The sequence below is a fragment of the Polynucleobacter necessarius genome, assembly GCF_900095205.1.
Taxonomy (GTDB): domain Bacteria; phylum Pseudomonadota; class Gammaproteobacteria; order Burkholderiales; family Burkholderiaceae; genus Polynucleobacter; species Polynucleobacter necessarius_E.
This window is the reverse complement of sequence record NZ_LT606951.1, coordinates 1-17681: the sequence shown is the minus strand read 5'-3', so window position 1 is coordinate 17681 and position 17681 is coordinate 1. Positions and strand designations below refer to the sequence as shown.

Annotated in this window: 11 protein-coding genes, 6 tRNA genes, 3 rRNA genes and 2 pseudogenes; 17 read left to right on the top strand and 5 right to left on the bottom strand. The window is 46.0% G+C overall.

Features of this window, described 5'->3' with window-relative positions; genetic code table 11:
• Positions 1-36: 36 nt before the first annotated feature.
• The 4 genes from atpD to priA all read left to right on the top strand — a co-directional run bounded on the left by atpD (position 37) and on the right by priA (position 5389).
• Positions 37-1437 carry a F0F1 ATP synthase subunit beta gene (gene atpD / locus DXE37_RS00110; protein ID WP_114636150.1) on the top strand — a complete coding sequence of 467 codons (1401 nt, stop codon included), beginning with the start codon at positions 37-39 and terminating at the stop codon, positions 1435-1437.
• 12 nt (positions 1438-1449) lie between these two features.
• Positions 1450-1866 (top strand): F0F1 ATP synthase subunit epsilon, encoded by a 417-nt coding sequence (locus DXE37_RS00105; RefSeq protein WP_114636149.1) that lies wholly within the window; start codon positions 1450-1452, stop codon positions 1864-1866.
• Between the two features lie 12 nt (positions 1867-1878).
• Positions 1879-2997 carry a uroporphyrinogen decarboxylase gene (hemE, locus tag DXE37_RS00100; protein ID WP_114636148.1) on the top strand — a complete coding sequence of 373 codons (1119 nt, stop codon included), beginning with the start codon at positions 1879-1881 and terminating at the stop codon, positions 2995-2997.
• 265 nt (positions 2998-3262) lie between these two features.
• Complete coding sequence (gene priA, locus DXE37_RS00095) at positions 3263-5389, top strand: replication restart helicase PriA (protein ID WP_114636147.1); 2127 nt, start codon at positions 3263-3265, stop codon at positions 5387-5389.
• Positions 5390-5476: 87 nt separating this feature from the next.
• Here priA and DXE37_RS00090 read toward each other — a convergent pair.
• Positions 5477-5787, bottom strand: a pseudogene (locus tag DXE37_RS00090) (glycine cleavage system protein H).
• An 89-nt stretch (positions 5788-5876) separates the two neighbouring features.
• Between DXE37_RS00090 and DXE37_RS00085 the strand changes: the two are divergent.
• Positions 5877-6512, top strand: a pseudogene (locus DXE37_RS00085) (MBL fold metallo-hydrolase).
• A 250-nt stretch (positions 6513-6762) separates the two neighbouring features.
• On the opposite strand, the gene DXE37_RS00080 reads toward DXE37_RS00085, so the two are convergent.
• Both DXE37_RS00080 and DXE37_RS00075 read right to left on the bottom strand, forming a co-directional pair.
• Positions 6763-7905 (bottom strand): fatty acid desaturase, encoded by a 1143-nt coding sequence (locus tag DXE37_RS00080; RefSeq protein WP_174221025.1) that lies wholly within the window; start codon positions 7903-7905, stop codon positions 6763-6765.
• Between the two features lie 82 nt (positions 7906-7987).
• A tRNA-Arg gene (locus DXE37_RS00075) sits at positions 7988-8063 on the bottom strand.
• 104 nt (positions 8064-8167) lie between these two features.
• Between DXE37_RS00075 and DXE37_RS00070 the strand changes: the two genes are divergently transcribed.
• Positions 8168-8395: a hypothetical protein gene (locus tag DXE37_RS00070; RefSeq protein WP_231970822.1), complete on the top strand. Its 228-nt coding sequence runs from the start codon at positions 8168-8170 to the stop codon at positions 8393-8395.
• Positions 8396-8667: 272 nt separating this feature from the next.
• Here the strand turns inward: DXE37_RS00070 and rsmI are convergent, their stop codons facing one another.
• The gene (gene rsmI, locus DXE37_RS00065; protein WP_231970819.1) at positions 8668-9342 is read right to left on the bottom strand and encodes a 16S rRNA (cytidine(1402)-2'-O)-methyltransferase; all 675 of its coding nucleotides are present in this window, start codon (positions 9340-9342) and stop codon (positions 8668-8670) included.
• 104 nt (positions 9343-9446) lie between these two features.
• On the opposite strand from rsmI, the gene DXE37_RS00060 reads away from it, so the two are divergent.
• The 3 genes from DXE37_RS00060 (at position 9447) to DXE37_RS00050 (ending at position 11096) form a co-directional block, all read left to right on the top strand.
• Positions 9447-10049: a phosphoheptose isomerase gene (locus DXE37_RS00060; protein WP_114637486.1), complete on the top strand. Its 603-nt coding sequence runs from the start codon at positions 9447-9449 to the stop codon at positions 10047-10049.
• A 35-nt stretch (positions 10050-10084) separates the two neighbouring features.
• On the top strand, positions 10085-10681 hold the full coding sequence (locus tag DXE37_RS00055; RefSeq protein ID WP_231970816.1) for a BON domain-containing protein: 597 nt from the start codon (positions 10085-10087) through the stop codon (positions 10679-10681).
• Between the two features lie 73 nt (positions 10682-10754).
• Positions 10755-11096: a c-type cytochrome gene (locus DXE37_RS00050; RefSeq protein ID WP_114636146.1), complete on the top strand. Its 342-nt coding sequence runs from the start codon at positions 10755-10757 to the stop codon at positions 11094-11096.
• Between the two features lie 250 nt (positions 11097-11346).
• Here the strand turns inward: DXE37_RS00050 and DXE37_RS11840 are convergent, their stop codons facing one another.
• Positions 11347-11649: a GNAT family N-acetyltransferase gene (locus tag DXE37_RS11840; RefSeq protein WP_231970812.1), complete on the bottom strand. Its 303-nt coding sequence runs from the start codon at positions 11647-11649 to the stop codon at positions 11347-11349.
• A 507-nt stretch (positions 11650-12156) separates the two neighbouring features.
• On the opposite strand from DXE37_RS11840, the gene DXE37_RS00040 reads away from it, so the two are divergent.
• From DXE37_RS00040 to DXE37_RS00005, 8 genes are all read left to right on the top strand, one after another.
• Positions 12157-13689: ribosomal RNA gene (locus DXE37_RS00040) — 16S ribosomal RNA — on the top strand.
• Between the two features lie 59 nt (positions 13690-13748).
• A tRNA-Ile gene (locus tag DXE37_RS00035) sits at positions 13749-13825 on the top strand.
• A 30-nt stretch (positions 13826-13855) separates the two neighbouring features.
• A tRNA-Ala gene (locus tag DXE37_RS00030) sits at positions 13856-13931 on the top strand.
• A 267-nt stretch (positions 13932-14198) separates the two neighbouring features.
• Positions 14199-17073 (top strand): 23S ribosomal RNA (locus DXE37_RS00025).
• Positions 17074-17180: 107 nt separating this feature from the next.
• Positions 17181-17294 (top strand): 5S ribosomal RNA (gene rrf, locus DXE37_RS00020).
• Together the 16S, 23S and 5S rRNA genes with 5 tRNA genes alongside form the textbook arrangement of a ribosomal RNA operon.
• Before the next feature lie 105 nt (positions 17295-17399).
• Positions 17400-17484 (top strand) — tRNA-Tyr (locus DXE37_RS00015).
• A 5-nt stretch (positions 17485-17489) separates the two neighbouring features.
• Positions 17490-17563 (top strand) — tRNA-Gly (locus DXE37_RS00010).
• Between the two features lie 21 nt (positions 17564-17584).
• Positions 17585-17659: transfer RNA gene (locus DXE37_RS00005), tRNA-Thr, on the top strand.
• Positions 17660-17681 lie beyond the last annotated feature (22 nt).

Genomic DNA, 17681 nt, shown 5'->3' with positions numbered 1-17681 from the left:
ACGAAAGAATTCAGGAATTAAAAGCGGAGAAATGCGATGAGTAACGGAAATATCGTGCAATGTATCGGTCCAGTGGTGGACATTCAGTTCCCACGCGACAAAATGCCAAACATTTATGATGCATTGACATTAGTTGATAGCGGCGAAAAATCATTTGCTGAAAAAGGTTTGACCTTTGAGGTTCAGCAACAAATCGGTGACGGCGTAGTTCGCGCGATTGCCATGGGTGCAAGCGATGGCTTGCGTCGTGGCATGGAAGTGAAATCTACTGGTAAACCAATTTCTGTTCCGGTTGGTCCAGCAACGCTGGGGCGCATTATGGACATATTAGGTCGTCCAATTGATGACGCAGGTCCAATTGCTACCGAAGAGCGTCGCGCTATTCACCAACCTGCTCCAAAGTTTGATGAGCTCTCCCCTTCTGTTGACTTACTCGAAACCGGCATTAAGGTTATTGACTTAGTTTGCCCATTCGCTAAAGGCGGTAAGGTCGGCTTGTTCGGTGGTGCGGGTGTTGGTAAGACCGTGAACATGATGGAATTGATTAACAACATCGCTAAGCAACACTCTGGTTTGTCAGTGTTTGCCGGTGTTGGTGAGCGTACTCGTGAAGGTAATGACTTCTACTACGAGATGAAAGAATCTAACGTTATCGACAAAGTGGCGATGGTGTTTGGTCAGATGAACGAGCCTCCTGGCAACCGTTTGCGCGTTGCGTTGACTGGATTGACAATGGCGGAAGCGTTCCGTGATGAAGGTCGCGACATTTTGTTCTTCGTTGACAACATCTACCGCTACACATTGGCCGGTACCGAAGTATCTGCGTTGCTCGGTCGTATGCCTTCTGCTGTGGGTTACCAGCCTACACTGGCTGAAGAGATGGGTAAATTGCAAGAGCGCATTACCTCTACTAAGACTGGTTCCGTTACTTCTATTCAGGCTGTTTACGTTCCTGCGGATGACTTGACCGACCCATCACCAGCGACAACCTTTTTGCACTTAGACTCCACTGTTGTGTTGTCACGTGACATTGCTGCATTGGGCATTTATCCAGCGGTTGATCCACTAGATTCAACTAGCCGTCAGCTTGACCCACAAGTGGTTGGTCAAGAGCACTATGAAGTTGCTCGTGATGTACAGATGACATTGCAGCGTTACAAAGAATTGCGCGACATTATTGCGATTTTGGGTATGGACGAATTGTCTCCAGAAGACAAATTGGCTGTATCACACGCTCGTAAAATTCAACGTTTCTTGTCCCAGCCTTTTCACGTTGCTGAAGTGTTTACTGGTTCACCAGGCAAATACGTTCCATTAAAAGAAACTATCCGTGGTTTCAAGATGATCTGTAGCGGTGAATTAGATCACTTGCCTGAGCAAGCGTTCTATATGGTGGGTTCAATTGATGAAGCCATCGAGAAAGCCAAGAAGCTTTAATTTAGGGAAATTATGTCAACCATACGCGTCGATGTAGTAAGTGCTGAGCAGTCTATTTTCAGTGGGGAAGCCAAGTTTGTTGCGCTTCCTGGCGAAAGTGGTGAGCTCGGCATTTTGCGCGGCCACACTCCTTTGATTACACGTATTCGTCCAGGTTCAGTTCGTATTGAAAAAGCTGATGGTGATGAAGAGTTTGTTTTCGTAGCAGGTGGCTATTTAGAAGTTCAGCCGGATCACGTTACTGTATTAGCGGACACTGCTATTCGTGGGCATGATCTTGATGAGGCTAAAGCAATTGAAGCCAAGAAACGTGCCGAAGAAGCGATGCAAAATCGTGGTACTGAATTTGATTTGGCCTTGGCCCAATCTGAGTTTGCAATGGCAGCTGCGCAGTTAGCAGCGATTGCTCGTTTCCGTCGTAAAAAGTAATAGCCACCAGTCATCTCCTTGTTGTTAAATGATCGGTTTTTAAAGGCCTGCCTGGGCAAAGCGGTTGATCAAACACCGCTTTGGCTCATGCGACAAGCGGGTCGATATCTGCCCGAATACAACGCAACGCGATCGAGAGCTGGAAGTTTTCTAGGGCTTGCTAAAAATCCTTCATACGCCACTGAAGTAACCCTTCAGCCATTGGATCGTTATCCATTGGACGCGGCAATTTTGTTCTCGGATATTTTGACCATTCCTGATGCAATGGGGTTGGGTTTGAAATTTACTGCAGGCGAAGGCCCGAGCTTTGATCGCCCTCTTCGCACCGAAGAGGCGGTCGAGAAATTGCGTGTAGCTGATATGGATCAGCTCAAATATGTCTTCGATGCAGTTTCAGAAATTCGTAAGGCTCTCATTCAAAATGGTAAGCAGCGTGTTCCATTGATTGGTTTTTCAGGAAGCCCATGGACACTGGCATGCTACATGATTGATGGTTCCAGTGCAGATGACTTTCGTCATGCAAAAACTATGATATTTAGTCGTCCAAACTTGATGCAACAGATCTTGGATATCAATGCACAATCTGTTGCCGCCTATTTAACTGAACAAGTAAAGGCTGGTGCACAAGCATTGATGATTTTTGATACCTGGGGCGGCATGCTGCCGGATGGCTGGTATCAAAAGATTTCTTTGGCCTCTATGCAAAAAGTCATCGCACTATTGCCGCGCGAACATGAGGGCCGTAAGGTTCCAGTAATCATGTTCACCAAGGGTGGTGCAATATGGTTGAATGATATGGCCCAGGTTGGTGCGGATGTCATTGCGATCGATTGGACAATGTCACTTAGTCGCGCAAGAAAACAGTTGCTTGCCATGAATAAGCCATTGGCATTACAAGGTAATTTAGACCCGCTGATTTTGTTCGCAGAAGCAAAACAAATTGCAGAGCAAGCAAATCTTCTTCTAGAGGACTTGGCGAGTGCGCCCGCCCTAAAGGGTAATTTGCATCCATTGGATGGCCATGTGTTTAATTTGGGTCATGGCATTTCGCAGTTCACCCCCCCTGAGAGTGTGACTGCGCTTGCTGAGGCTGTTATAAATCGCTCCAGGGCTCTCAGGTCAAAGTCGTAATACTGAGTGATTGCTAACTTGCCGCCAAAATTTTTAGCGAAAGTTATGCACAGTTAGCGACATAATTTAAAATTCAGTGAGATTGCGATTAAATGTGAAAATTCACTTTCGAATACCTTCATAAGTCATTGTTTTATAAGTAAAATAACAAAAAAGCTTTAAATAGGTGCAAAAATTGTGAGCCAATAAATTAGCTTATAAATCAGAAACTTTGGATGATATCCACAGACTTATCCACAAGCTAAATAGAAATTTGAAGTAAATCATGCATCCTCCAATAGTAGTTCAGGTCGTTGTTGACAAGCCCCTAGTGCAGGGCTTTGACTACTTATGGGATGAGAGCTTATTAGGTGGCCTACCAGCTATTGGGGTGCTCGTAGAAGTTCCCTTTGGGCGAACATTTTTAGCTGGAGTGATTATTAAAGTAAGCGCTCACTCTAATTATGAAGTTCATAAATTAAAGAATGTAACCAGACGTGCCCCACTTCCCCCATTAGATCCGGCCGTCCTGCGCTTAATGTACTTCGCAAGCCAGTATTACATCCACGCGCTTGGAGAGACCATCATTCCAACAATCCCACAGATGTGGAAAAAGCCAGATGAATGGGAAAAAATCCCAAAGAGGTTAGCAAGCGATATAGAAAAGAAAAAGAAAAAAAATAAGCAAGAGATAGTCGAGGGATTTGTAGATGAAAACCATTTGAATGATGGACAGCTGCTCGCATTAAAAAAATTACGCGCTTGCCCTTCAAATGAATTCAAAGCAATACTTTTGCAAGGCCAAACAGGAAGTGGAAAGACCGCTATATTTTTAAATTGGCTTAGCGGAATATTAGATGACACAAGCGCACAAGTGTTGCTCTTGGTACCAGAAATCAATTTAACACCGCAGCTAGAACGTAGAGTGCGGGCCTACTTTCCTGAGAAGAAAATGGTTGTGCTTCATAGCGGGGTGAGTGAAAAGGTCAGAGGCATCGCATGGCATGATGCCATGACAGGTAAAGCCCAAATTATTTTAGGTACACGTCTTGCAGCTTTAACCCCCTTGCCTAATCTACGTGCAATAGTTGTAGATGAGGAAAACGATCCGTCTTATAAGCAGCAAGATGGCATCAGATACTCTGCGCGAGATCTTGTAATTTGGCGCGCTCACGACCTTAAGATACCAATCCTATTGGCATCGGCTACCCCCTCTCTAGAAACTTGGATGGCTGCACAATCAGGTCGCTACGAATATATTCGACTAGATCAGCGTGCCCAAGGCGCAAGCTTGCCACAAGTGCATTTGGTAAATACTCGTGATCCACAAACCCAATTTAGTCCGGGCGATGAAGATAAGCCAAAATCAAAAAGCCTGATTACAAAGATGCTTGCAAAAGCAGTTAGTCAAAGCTTGGAAAGCAAGCAACAAAGCTTAATACTGATTAATCGCAGGGGCTACGCCCCCGTTCTCAGTTGTAGTGCCTGTTCATGGTTATCTAAATGCGGGCAATGTAGCTCATATATGGTGCTTCACAAAGCCGGAGCATTGGGTAAGAAGTCGGTATTGAGTTGCCATCACTGTGGATTGGTTAAGTCAATACTCATTCATTGTCCTGACTGTGGAAATAGTGATCTAAAGACCTTAGGTCAGGGCACTCAAAAGATAGAGGATTCTTTTGAAGAGATGTGGCCTGGCGCCAGAGTGTTGCGCGTTGATACAGACTCAAGCAGAAAGATTAAAGGGGCTGAAGAGCTTTTTCAGAAGATACATGCGGGAAGCGTAGATATTGTCGTTGGAACCCAGATGATTGCTAAGGGGCACGACTATCAAAATATTGGCTTAGTTGCAGTGCTGGATGCCGACAGCAGATTGTTTTCTCAAGACTTTAGAGCTGCAGAGAGATTATTTGCGCAATTAGTCCAGGTCGCGGGTAGGGCGGGGCGTGCAAATAAAGATGGTGAAACTGGCGGCGCAATTTATATCGAAACCCAGTTTCCAGAGGCCGCTGTTTTTCAGTATTTATTGCGACATGATGTAGATGGATTTTTATCTTTCACGGCAAACGAAAGAAAAGAAGCGGGCTTGCCCCCGTTTTCTTATCAGGCCCTAATACATGCAGAAGCTAAAAGTTTAGATAAGGCCATTCTGTTTTTGAGTATTTTGAAGAGACATGTGCAATCTCAAGGCCTGATATTCAAAGGCCTTAAGGTTTGCGATCCAGTACCTAAACCAGTGATGAGGGTCGCTGGTACTGAGCGCGCTCAGCTATTGATTGAATCGGGAGGCCGTAAAGATTTACAGGAATTACTAGAGGCAATGGATCGATATTTGCGTGAACATTCTCAGGGGCGTATTGGCAAGGAAGGTCGCGTACGTTGGTTAATTGAGCGCGATCCCATTGCAATTTAATTTTAGGCTCCAGGGCCCTGTGCGCTATATTCTTCTAGTGTTAAGGGTTGATTTAAGTCTAAAGCAAGGCTGTCATTTGAGGCGGGCTTAATTTTGAATAACCAAACCACCATAAGGCTTTTCATTTACGAGCTCTGGTGAAGCATCGACCTCTTCATTGGGCGCAACGATCTCTCCGCTCACTGGCGCATGAATGTCGCTTGCTGCTTTTACCGATTCAATAACGGTAATTGCTTCGCCCTGCTTAGCTTGTAGTCCCAGTTTGGGAGCTTGAAAAACATCACATCGCCCAAGGCCTCTTGCGCATGATTGCTAACCCCTACCCATATCAGACCATCATCTTCTAAGTCTGCCCATTCATGAGTTGCTGCGAATTTAAATGCATCTTGACTGTTCATTGTGTTCTATCCTTTAAGAGCATTTTATGCGTACTCACATAAACTAGCCTTCTAAAAATCATTCATTTATCTGCTTTGTATATATGCCAATTAAATTAGGAATTGTTCCGGTTACGCCTTTTGAACAAAATTGTTCGATCTTGGTTTGTCAAGAGACAGGCGATGCAGCCGTAGTTGACCCAGGTGGCGATCTAGAAAAAATCCTTGCTGGCGTAAGGCAAATGGGGGGTGTTAAAAAAATATTACTGACACATGGCCACCTAGACCATTGCGCAGCTGCTAAAGATTTAGCCGATCTATTGGGCGTACCGATTGAAGTGCCGCAGGAAGATGAGCGCTTTTGGATCGAGCAGTTACCAGAACAAACGGTGCGTTTTGGCTTTGGACACGCTAAAGTTTTTGAACCTAACCGATGGTTAAATCATGGCGATCATGTGCAAGTGGGGAATGTTGATCTAGAAGTATTGCACTGCCCTGGGCATACGCCAGGTCACGTTGTATTTTTTGATAAAGAAGATCGCCTTGCAATTGTTGGCGCTGTCTTGTTCTCCGGATCAATTGGCAGAACTGACTTTCCACGGGCAACCATGCAGATTTAATTAATGCAATTAAAACGAAGCTATGGCCATTGGGCGATGACGTGCAGTTTGTTCCCGGACATGGTCCCACGTCTAACATTTGGACAAGAACGTAAAACCAATCCCTATGTTGGAGATGGCGCTTAAAACTCAAACGCTAGGATGAACTCAGGTTTTAGCGGAGCCGGTACGATGCGTGCGATTGTATAAACAACTAGCGCAAATCCAGCGTTGCTTGCGATTGCTTGTTGAAATCCATGTGCCACCCTCAAGTCGTTTTTCGCGACTACAAGAAGAGCAAAATTTTAGGCTCTGAGAGTTTTCTTGGGTAGCTGCTGGAGTCGAGGTAGTCATTGGCAATCCGGGTGTAAGGCAAATCTTTATACAGAGATCCATTTTACCCGTTTTGTCCCACAGGAGCAGGGCTCAGCACAACTCGAACCGATTCTGCTGTCTTGTTGCCGTCAAAATCCAACCAAGCCTTGTTTTCAAAGTCGTATAACTTGCACTTGCGGGCAGTATCAAAATACCAAGCCCATGAGAACTTTTGTACAAAAATACGCTCTGGAAGGATGGTTTCAAGGGTCTGCTGGGCTTCTGGCAGGCGATACAGGGGCACACTCATATCCACATGGTGCGCAGTGTGCTCCATGATGTGGTGCATCAATTTGCCCCAAATCCAATTAAAAGTCAGGTGAACCGTTGTTGAAACAAATGGTTGGGCGCGTAACCACTCAGATTTCTTATTGTACCAAGACACCTTTGGATGGGTGTGATGAACGTAGACCACAAATCCAATCATGCCGTTCCAGAACAAGAAAGGTACAGCAAAACCTGTTAGTAAGCCAATCCAAATAGATTGACCAGTCGCAACGGCTCCAGCAATTAAGCAGCCGATCCAAACAATGGCGAATGCGGTAACAAGCAAATTGTCTTTTAAGAAAATTGGACGATCGCCGGGTTTATTTTTGGCGTTAGGGAAATACTCACGTCTCCACCAAATTTCAATTAAGTAGTAAAAAACAGGACCCCAACCACTACGATAAAGACGTTCCAGCGCCTTACGCCATGGGGGAAGTGCGTCATATTCTGTTTTAGATAAAGGCGCCCATACAAAGTCAAAGCCCTTCAAATTGGTTTGACCATGATGGACAACGTTATGACCAACATCCCATAGGCTATAAGGCGTAAGAGATGGCAAGAAAGCAATCCGCCCTAATACTTTATTTAGCTCACGATTGGGCGTGAAGCTTTGATGGCAAGCGTCATGACCCAGAATAAAGATGCGACCAGTGACAAAACCAGCGATGAGACCAAAAATCACTTTAAGCTGAATGTTTTCTACAAATATCGTTCCTGCAATACAGCCTAGCCACAAAAGTGAGTCAATTACTAGCAACATGATCGCGCGTCCAGTTTCGCCTTGCGCCATTGGGATCAGCCAACTTCGAATGATTTTTCGATGCGGTAATGGCGCCTCTGGTGGCAAAGGATTGGTTAAGGACGGCTCTGAAAGGGCGGAATTTAGATGTGTAGACACGATAAGAATCAATAAGTCAGGTACAAATGATAGCGGTTTTCGTAATTTTCCGCATGATATAGGTCAAAAACCCCTTTAATTTTGGCGCGCCCGGCAGGAATCGAACCTGCGACCCTTGGCTTCGGAGGCCAATGCTCTATCCACTGAGCTACGGGCGCTAGTGAAAAAACTGGTTACCCCACTATTGTAAGTGCCTATAATCCTACTCTCTAGTTATAATTTCGACAAACCAACCCTAAAACCCGCCAAACGATAAATTCTTATGAGCACTGAGCACGGAAATCTGATTAAGTCCCCAAAACAACTCATCATCATGGTGTTTGCCGGCTTTTTTGTGCCACTCATCATCATTTTGTTGTTAATGGTGTTTATGAATAATGGTAAGCGCGCAGATTCATCAGCGTCAGCCAATGAAATCATTAAGCCAGTAGCTCAGCTTAATTTCAAGGATGCTAGTGAGCCTGCGGCTCCCGCCGTTGGTGCTAAATAATTCTTAGTCCTGTTTTAAAAGCTGGCCTTGAGCCAGCTTTTTTATTGGCATTCATTGTTTTTCACTTTCTAAGGCAACTTGATAAGCATCTTTTTTTGTCAGCCCTAAGGTTTGGGCAAGAACTGCAGCAATCTCTTTGCTGCCAAGATATGGGCTTAGTGCGTTACCCATAATAAAAGGGATGAGTGCTCTGGAGCCTCGTCTTCATTGGCTGAACGCCCTGCCACCACGATCACAAATTCGCCCTTCAAGCGAAAGGTATTAGTAGCTGGCTAAACAATACCGAAAGCTTGAGGGGTTGCGAGCTGCTCAAATTTTTTCGTTAATTCGCGACAAACTAACAGCCGACGCTCAGGCTCTAAATTTTTTGCAAGCAAACCAAGGGTCTCTTTGATGTGATGTGGAGATTCAAAAAAGATACTGGCTTTTTTGCTACTTAGAATATCTTGTAAGCAAGCCTCGCGCTCTTTAGTTTTGTTGGGCCAAAAACCTAAAAACTGGAAGCGTCCTTCTGAGTGATGCATGACAGATCCAGCTACTGAGATTGCGCTGGAGGATACAGCGCTAGGACCAGGAATGGGTATTGCACGTAATCCTACATTTTGAACTTCATTGACTAATCTTGACCCAGGATCTGATACCCCGGGTGTGCCTGCATCTGAAATGTAGGCCCAACGCTGATGATTGGCTAGATGCTCAATAATGGTTTGGGCGCCTGTAATTTTGTTATGTTCATGTAGTGCTATACATTTTTTATGAACGCCAAATTGTTGGAGCAATGCAGCGCTATGCCTAGTGTCTTCGCAAGCAATCCCATCGACTGCATTGAGGACATGAAGGGCGCGCAAGGTAATGTCGCCCAAATTTCCTATAGGCGTTGCTACCATGTAAAGAGCCCCAGAAGGCAAATCCTGCTGTTTTAAAAAATCGAATGAGCTGAATTCCATGCTGGATGCCTGCCAAAAGTTAAATAATTATCAAGAGCATACGTTGCTTTTGAAATTAGCTGCTAGCTACTGGAATAAGGGCATCTTTGGCGCATAATATTGTTATGGAAGAAGATATCAACGAACGTTTGCGCAAGCGTGCTTCCCAACATTTTTTAGATAGTATTGCCGTAAAGCAAGACGCTGAAAAAGTTCTCCCAGAAATAGTCGCTCAGGGTGTCATTGCCATGGTGGATTGTTTGCGGGACGGGGGTAAGGTCATGGCTTGCGGTAATGGTGGCTCTGCCGCGGATACGCAGCACTTTGCAGCTGAGCTCATTGGTCGGTTTGAAAGAGAGCGCCAAGAGTTGGCGGCGATTGCTTTGACAACGGACACTTCAATTCTGACTGCGGTTGGAAATGACTACAGCTATGATGAAGTCTTCAGTAAGCAAGTGCGCGGACTTGGCAAAAATGGCGATATTCTTTTGGGAATCTCAACTTCTGGAAATTCAAAGAATGTTGTCAAAGCGATTGAGGCTGCAAAAAAGATGGGTATCAAAATTATTGCGCTGACTGGCAACGGCGGCGGAAAAATTGCTCAATTATTGGATAAGGATGACATCCATTTGTGTGCGCCATCCACAAGAACTGCGCGCATTCAAGAAACCCATTTGGTTTTACTCCATGCCTTGTGTGACGGCGTAGATCATCTTTTACTTGATTAAATATTTATTGTTATTTCAACCTAGAAAAATGCCCAATGAAGAAAATTTCGCTTCTTAGAAAATTATTTTTTTCCGCAATCATCGCATCACAACTTTCAGCATGTGCCGTAGTTGCTGTTGGTGGTGTAGCAGCAGGCGCAAGCATCATGGCAGATCGCCGTACCCCGGCAGTACAAGCAATTGATAAGGATATTGAGTTAGAAGCCGAGAATGCCTTAGTAAAACGATTTGGTGATAGCGCACACATCAATGTAACTTCATTTAACCAAAAAGTTTTGTTGACTGGCGAAGTGAAGGATGCCGCTATTAAGGAGGATGCAGGTGCATATGTAAAAGCAATGAAGAATGCGCGCACTGTATTTAATGAATTGGTAGTTGGGCCTAATAGTAGCTACACATCACGAGCAAATGATTCATATCTCGAGTCTAAGATCAAAACGCAGATGATATTTACCGATCAACTTCCATCCAATTCTATGGCTATCGTAGCTGAAGGAACTAGCGTTTATCTGATGGGAATCTTGACCCAAGGCGAGGCAGATCTTGCAAAGAAAGTTGCTAGCAATACGAATGGCGTAAAAGAAGTTTTTGTTTACTTTGACATCATTTCTCAAGAAAAAAAATATGCTTAGAGAATCAGGGCAAGGCAGATCAATCACAACCAAATGCTCCTCCAAAATATCAATAACCTTTAAGTTGGCGACGGTGAGGTGGCGAGCGATTACAAAACAATTTTTTGCGCTCGCTTATTTCGTTGCTTTTGCACATGCAAATGTTGATGATGAAAAAACGCTTGCGATTGCAAAGCAAAATGCATGCTTAGGTTGTCACGCAATCAATAAAAAAATTGTTGGTCCTAGCTTCCAGGCTGTTGCAGAAAAATATAAAAGCGATCCGAATGCGCAGGCTTTTTTAAAAAATAAAATTGCCAAAGGTGGATCTGGTTCCTGGGGTGTTGTTCCTATGCCTGCCAATACAAAATTGAGTAACGCAGATTTGAATGCGCTTACAGGATGGATACTGCGTGGCGCTCCGAGCGCCAATTAACGAGCGAGGCCAGGGTCGTCCTAAGAACCACCATCACGCTTGATTGGAGCGCTTTAGATTTTCTTTTAATACGTATCTAAATATGCCCATTGTTCATTGGCTGCCTCTTCAACAATAGTTGCGGGGTTTTGCCGGGGGTAATTTAAGACAGGCATCAGCATCTCCATAGGCGTATTCAACTATCATGCCAGCTTTTTGTGCCAAGTGCATCATTGCCTTATTGTTGGCTAGGCAGTGAACATAAAGAGTTTCAATGCGTGTTATTGCGTGAGTGAACAGCCGAACGCTTCAATAGAGCGGTACCTAAGCCCTGCCCTCGGCCCTCTGGCAATACCGAAACACCGAACTCAGCTGCCCTAGCCGCACCTTTGTGCTCAGGGAGATAGGCTAAATGGGCCATGCCAATGAGCTTCAGGTCTAAGTCAAACACGCTAAAGATGACATCTTTATTGAAATCAAGGCGTTCTACATAGTGCCTGATGACTTCGTCTGGAGTCTGAATTCCAAAGCGCAAGCGCCTATCTTCTTCATTTAACAGTAGTAAATGGTTCAATCTCTTGCCTGTAACCAGCATGCAATTCCCGAACAGGTACAGCCTGCCCTACCGTATATGGGCTGGTGGGTAAGTGACTATTCGCTAATTTATTGTGCATAGCAATATTTTAGCATTTTTACGTATAAATTTCAGGGTTTTCCCTTATGTGTTGGAAATAAGCACGAAAAAAGTTAATTTTTTAAAATATAAGCCATTGTTTTTGAAGGATTTATTTTTAAAGTAAGAAAAAACTTAGCTTTTTTAAGTAAAAGAGTACGAAAGGTGTTGACGACCCTAAAAAAGTGGGATATAGTCTCACCACTCTGCTGAATGTTTTTTGAAATACGAAACAAGTCAGCCCTCTTTAAAAATTAGTCAACCGATAATTGTGGGCATTAAGTGAAAGCATCCAGTCCTTCGGGACAGATGTAAATAAATAGTACTCATAGACAGTAAAAAGATTTGGTTTTATTACCAAGTCAATTTCTTGAATGAGTGCGACGATCCGCAAGGATCACAGGAATTGAACTGAAGAGTTTGATCCTGGCTCAGATTGAACGCTGGCGGCATGCCTTACACATGCAAGTCGAACGGCAGCACGGGTGCTTGCACCTGGTGGCGAGTGGCGAACGGGTGAGTAATACATCGGAACGTACCTTATCGTGGGGGATAACGCAGCGAAAGCTGTGCTAATACCGCATACGCCCTGAGGGGGAAAGCGGGGGATCGAAAGACCTCGCGTGATTAGAGCGGCCGATGCCTGATTAGCTTGTTGGTGGAGTAAAAGCCCACCAAGGCAACGATCAGTAGCTGGTCTGAGAGGACGATCAGCCACACTGGGACTGAGACACGGCCCAGACTCCTACGGGAGGCAGCAGTGGGGAATTTTGGACAATGGGGGAAACCCTGATCCAGCAATGCCGCGTGAGTGAAGAAGGCCTTCGGGTTGTAAAGCTCTTTTGTCAGGGAAGAAACACCGGCTCTAACACAGTCCGGGAATGACGGTACCTGAAGAATAAGCACCGGCTAACTACGTGCCAGCAGCCGCGGTAATACGTAGGGTGCGAGCGTTAATCGGAATTACTGGGCGTAAAGCGTGCGCAGGCGGCCATACAAGACAGGCGTGAAATCCCCGGGCTTAACCTGGGAATGGCGCCTGTGACTGTATAGCTAGAGTGTGTCAGAGGGGGGTAGAATTCCACGTGTAGCAGTGAAATGCGTAGATATGTGGAGGAATACCAATGGCGAAGGCAGCCCCCTGGGATAACACTGACGCTCATGCACGAAAGCGTGGGGAGCAAACAGGATTAGATACCCTGGTAGTCCACGCTCTAAACGATGCTGACTAGTTGTTCGGGATTTACATCCTGAGTAACGTAGCTAACGCGTGAAGTCAGCCGCCTGGGGAGTACGGTCGCAAGATTAAAACTCAAAGGAATTGACGGGGACCCGCACAAGCGGTGGATGATGTGGATTAATTCGATGCAACGCGAAAAACCTTACCTACCCTTGACATGTCACTAACGAAGTAGAGATACATTAGGTGCTCGTAAGAGAAAGTGAGCACAGGTGCTGCATGGCTGTCGTCAGCTCGTGTCGTGAGATGTTGGGTTAAGTCCCGCAACGAGCGCAACCCTTGTCTTTAGTTGCTACGCAAGAGCACTCTAAAGAGACTGCCGGTGACAAACCGGAGGAAGGTGGGGATGACGTCAAGTCCTCATGGCCCTTATGGGTAGGGCTTCACACGTCATACAATGGTGCATACAGAGGGTTGCCAACCCGCGAGGGGGAGCTAATCTCAGAAAATGCATCGTAGTCCGGATCGTAGTCTGCAACTCGACTACGTGAAGCCGGAATCGCTAGTAATCGCGGATCAGAATGTCGCGGTGAATACGTTCCCGGGTCTTGTACACACCGCCCGTCATACCATGGGAGTGGGTTTTGCCAGAAGCCGTTAGCCTAACCGCAAGGAGGGCGACTGCCACGGCAGGGTTCATGACTGGGGTAAAGTCGTAACAAGGTAGCCGTATCGGAAGGTGCGGCTGGATCACCTCCTTTCTAAAGAAAAGATGCTGGATCTTTAGTGCCCACACTTATCGGTTGACAATAAAAGCCACGGGTCTGTAGCTCAGCTGGTTAGAGCACTGTGTTGATAACGCAGGGGTCGTAGGTTCAAGTCCTACCAGACCCACCAATCAGTAGTGATATGGATTTAGTGGACGTTGGGGGATTAGCTCAGCTGGGAGAGCACCTGCTTTGCAAGCAGGGGGTCGTCGGTTCGATCCCGTCATCCTCCACCAACTTATAAATGTCAAAACTAAGTGATTCTTAGTTGTTTAGTTTTGCCATTTATGACTGTTCTTTAAAAATTTGAGTAAGCAAAGTGTCAAATGTTTCTTTGAGAGGACATTTGACAATGTAATAAGGGTAAAGATTGAATCATCAATCAGTAATATCAAACGAGTTTTACAAAGTTCTTAACAAGTACTTACAGTTTGGATTACGGCAAATATGTCAGAAGTAGAAGTAAAACCTGTAGCAGGTACTAGCAATGGTGCTCGTTATAGGATCAAGTGAATAAGTGCACATGATGGATGCCTTGGCGATTACAGGCGACGAAAGACGTTATAACCTGCGATAAGCCCCGGGGAGCTGGTAAATAAGCTTTGATCCGGGGATTTCTGAATGGGGAAACCCACCACTTTTGTGGTATCCATACCTGAATACATAGGGTATGAGAAGCGAACCTCGTGAACTGAAACATCTAAGTAGCGAGAGGAAAAGACATCAACCGAGATTCCCAAAGTAGTGGCGAGCGAAATGGGAAGAGCCTTCTAGTGATAGCTCAGTAATTAACAGAATGGAATGGAAAGTCCAACAATAAAGGGTGATAGTCCCGTATGTGAAAATTATTGAGTGGTACTAGGCTAGAGACAAGTAGGGCGGGACACGTGAAATCCTGTCTGAATATGGGGGGACCATCCTCCAAGGCTAAATACTCGTAATCGACCGATAGTGAACAAGTACCGTGAGGGAAAGGCGAAAAGAACCCCGGGAGGGGAGTGAAATAGATCCTGAAATTGTGTGCATACAAACAGTAGGAGCCTCGTAAGGGGTGACTGCGTACCTTTTGTATAATGGGTCAGCGACTTACATTCAGTAGCAAGCTTAACCGAATAGGGAAGGCGTAGCGAAAGCGAGTCCGAATAGGGCGCTAGTTGCTGGGTGTAGACCCGAAACCAGTTGATCTATCCATGGCCAGGTTGAAGGTGCGGTAACACGTACTGGAGGACCGAACCCACTAACGTTGAAAAGTTAGGGGATGAGCTGTGGATAGGGGTGAAAGGCTAAACAAAACTGGAAATAGCTGGTTCTCTCCGAAAACTATTTAGGTAGTGCCTCGTGTATCACCGTAGGGGGTAGAGCACTGTCATGGTAGTGGGGTCCATTGCGGATTACTGCGCCATAGCAAACTCCGAATACCTACGAGTGTAAGCACGGGAGACAGACATCGGGTGCTAACGTCCGGTGTCAAGAGGGAAACAACCCAGACCGCCAGCTAAGGTCCCTAATATATGCTAAGTGGGAAACGAAGTGGGAAGGCTAAAACAGTCAGGAGGTTGGCTTAGAAGCAGCCATCCTTTAAAGAAAGCGTAATAGCTCACTGATCGAGTCGTCCTGCGCGGAAGATGTAACGGGGCTAATCATATAACCGAAGCTGCGGATCACAGCAATGTTGATGGTAGGAGAGCGTTCTGTAAGCCTGTGAAGGTGTCTTGTAAAGGATGCTGGAGGTATCAGAAGTGCGAATGCTGACATGAGTAGCGATAAAGGGGGTGAAAAGCCCCCTCGCCGTAAGCCCAAGGTTTCCTGTTCAACGTTCATCGGAACAGGGTGAGTCGGCCCCTAAGGCGAGGCAGAGATGCGTAGCTGATGGGAACAAGATTAATATTCCTTGACCATTGTTAGATGCGATGGGGGGACGTATCGCGGAAAGTTGTCCGGGTGTTGGAAGTCCCGGTTCTTACGTTGGAGATGGCTATTAGATAAATCCGGTAGCGTAATTCAAGGGCGTAAGACGAGCGAATTTATTCGCGAAGCAATTGGAAGTGGTTCCAAGAAAAGCCTCTAAGCTTCAGTCTAACAAGACCGTACCGCAAACCGACACAGGTGGGCGAGATGAGTATTCTAAGGCGCTTGAGAGAACTCAGGAGAAGGAACTCGGCAAATTTGCACCGTAACTTCGGGATAAGGTGCGCCCTTGTAGTTTAACCGTGAACAACGGGAGGATGAAAGGGTTGCAATAAAAAGGTGGCTGCGACTGTTTAATAAAAACACAGCACTCTGCAAACACGAAAGTGGACGTATAGGGTGTGACGCCTGCCCGGTGCTGGAAGATTAAATGATGGGGTGCAAGCTCTTGATTGAAGTCCCAGTAAACGGCGGCCGTAACTATAACGGTCCTAAGGTAGCGAAATTCCTTGTCGGGTAAGTTCCGACCTGCACGAATGGCGTAACGATGGCCACACTGTCTCCTCCTGAGGCTCAGCGAAGTTGAAGTGTTTGTGATGATGCAATCTACCCGTGGCTAGACGGAAAGACCCCATGAACCTTTACTGTAGCTTTGCATTGGACTTTGAATCGGTCTGTGTAGGATAGGTGGGAGGTGTTGATAACAGGATGCTAGTTCTGTTGGAGCCAACCTTGAAATACCACCCTGATTTATTTGAGGTTCTAACCTTGGCCCGTTATCCGGGTCGGGAACAGTGCATGGTAGGCAGTTTGACTGGGGCGGTCTCCTCCCAAAGTGTAACGGAGGAGTACGAAGGTACGCTTGGTACGGTCGGACATCGTACCTAAAGTGCAATGGCAAAAGCGTGCTTAGCTGCGAGACCGACAAGTCGAGCAGGTGCGAAAGCAGGTCATAGTGATCCGGTGGTTCTGTATGGAAGGGCCATCGCTCAACGGATAAAAGGTACTCTGGGGATAACAGGCTGATACCGCCCAAGAGTTCATATCGACGGCGGTGTTTGGCACCTCGATGTCGGCTCATCTCATCCTGGGGCCGTAGCCGGTCCCAAGGGTATGGCTGTTCGCCATTTAAAGAGGTACGTGAGCTGGGTTTAAAACGTCGTGAGACAGTTTGGTCCCTATCTGCCATGGGCGTTGGAGATTTGACGGGGGCTGCTCCTAGTACGAGAGGACCGGAGCGGACGTACCGCTGGTGTACCTGTTGTTTCGCCAGAAGCATCGCAGGGTAGCTATGTACGGAAGAGATAACCGCTGAAAGCATCTAAGCGGGAAACTTGCCTGAAGATGAGATCTCCCGTAGGTTTAACCTACATAAAGGGTCGTTGAAGACCACAACGTTGATAGGTCGGGTGTGGAAGTGCAGTAATGCTTTAAGCTAACCGATACTAATTGCCCGTTAGGCTTGATCCTATAACCAGCACTATTGTGTCGGATGTTTGCCAGATTTAATCTGCATCCTTATTACATGCTTACTTCAAATAGAGTTGTTGATTTAATCAGCAACTCAACCCTCTACGCCCGGTGACCATAGCGAATTGGAACCACTCCTTCCCATCCCGAACAGGACAGTGAAACGATTCTACGCCGATGATAGTGCGAATTACCCGTGTGAAAGTAGGTAACTGCCGGGCACCAATGCAACGCCCAGACCCTTTTAGGTCTGAGCGCTTTTACTTGTGCAAAGCGTTTAGAGTGATTGACAGAAACTCCATTTGGAGTCAGAATATTGGGTTCGCGGAGGGGTGTCCGAGCGGCTAAAGGAGGCAGACTGTAAATCTGTTGGCTACGCCTACGTAGGTTCGAATCCTACCCCCTCCACCAGATGTGCGGGATTAGTTTAATGGTAAAACAGCAGATTTCCAATCTTCGGTCAAGAGTTCGATTCTCTTATCCCGCTCCAAAATTTGTTGCATTAGATTTAGCCCATGTGGCTCAGTGGTAGAGCACTCCCTTGGTAAGGGAGAGGTCGGCAGTTCAATCCTGCCCATGGGCACCATGTTTGATTTAAGAATTAACTA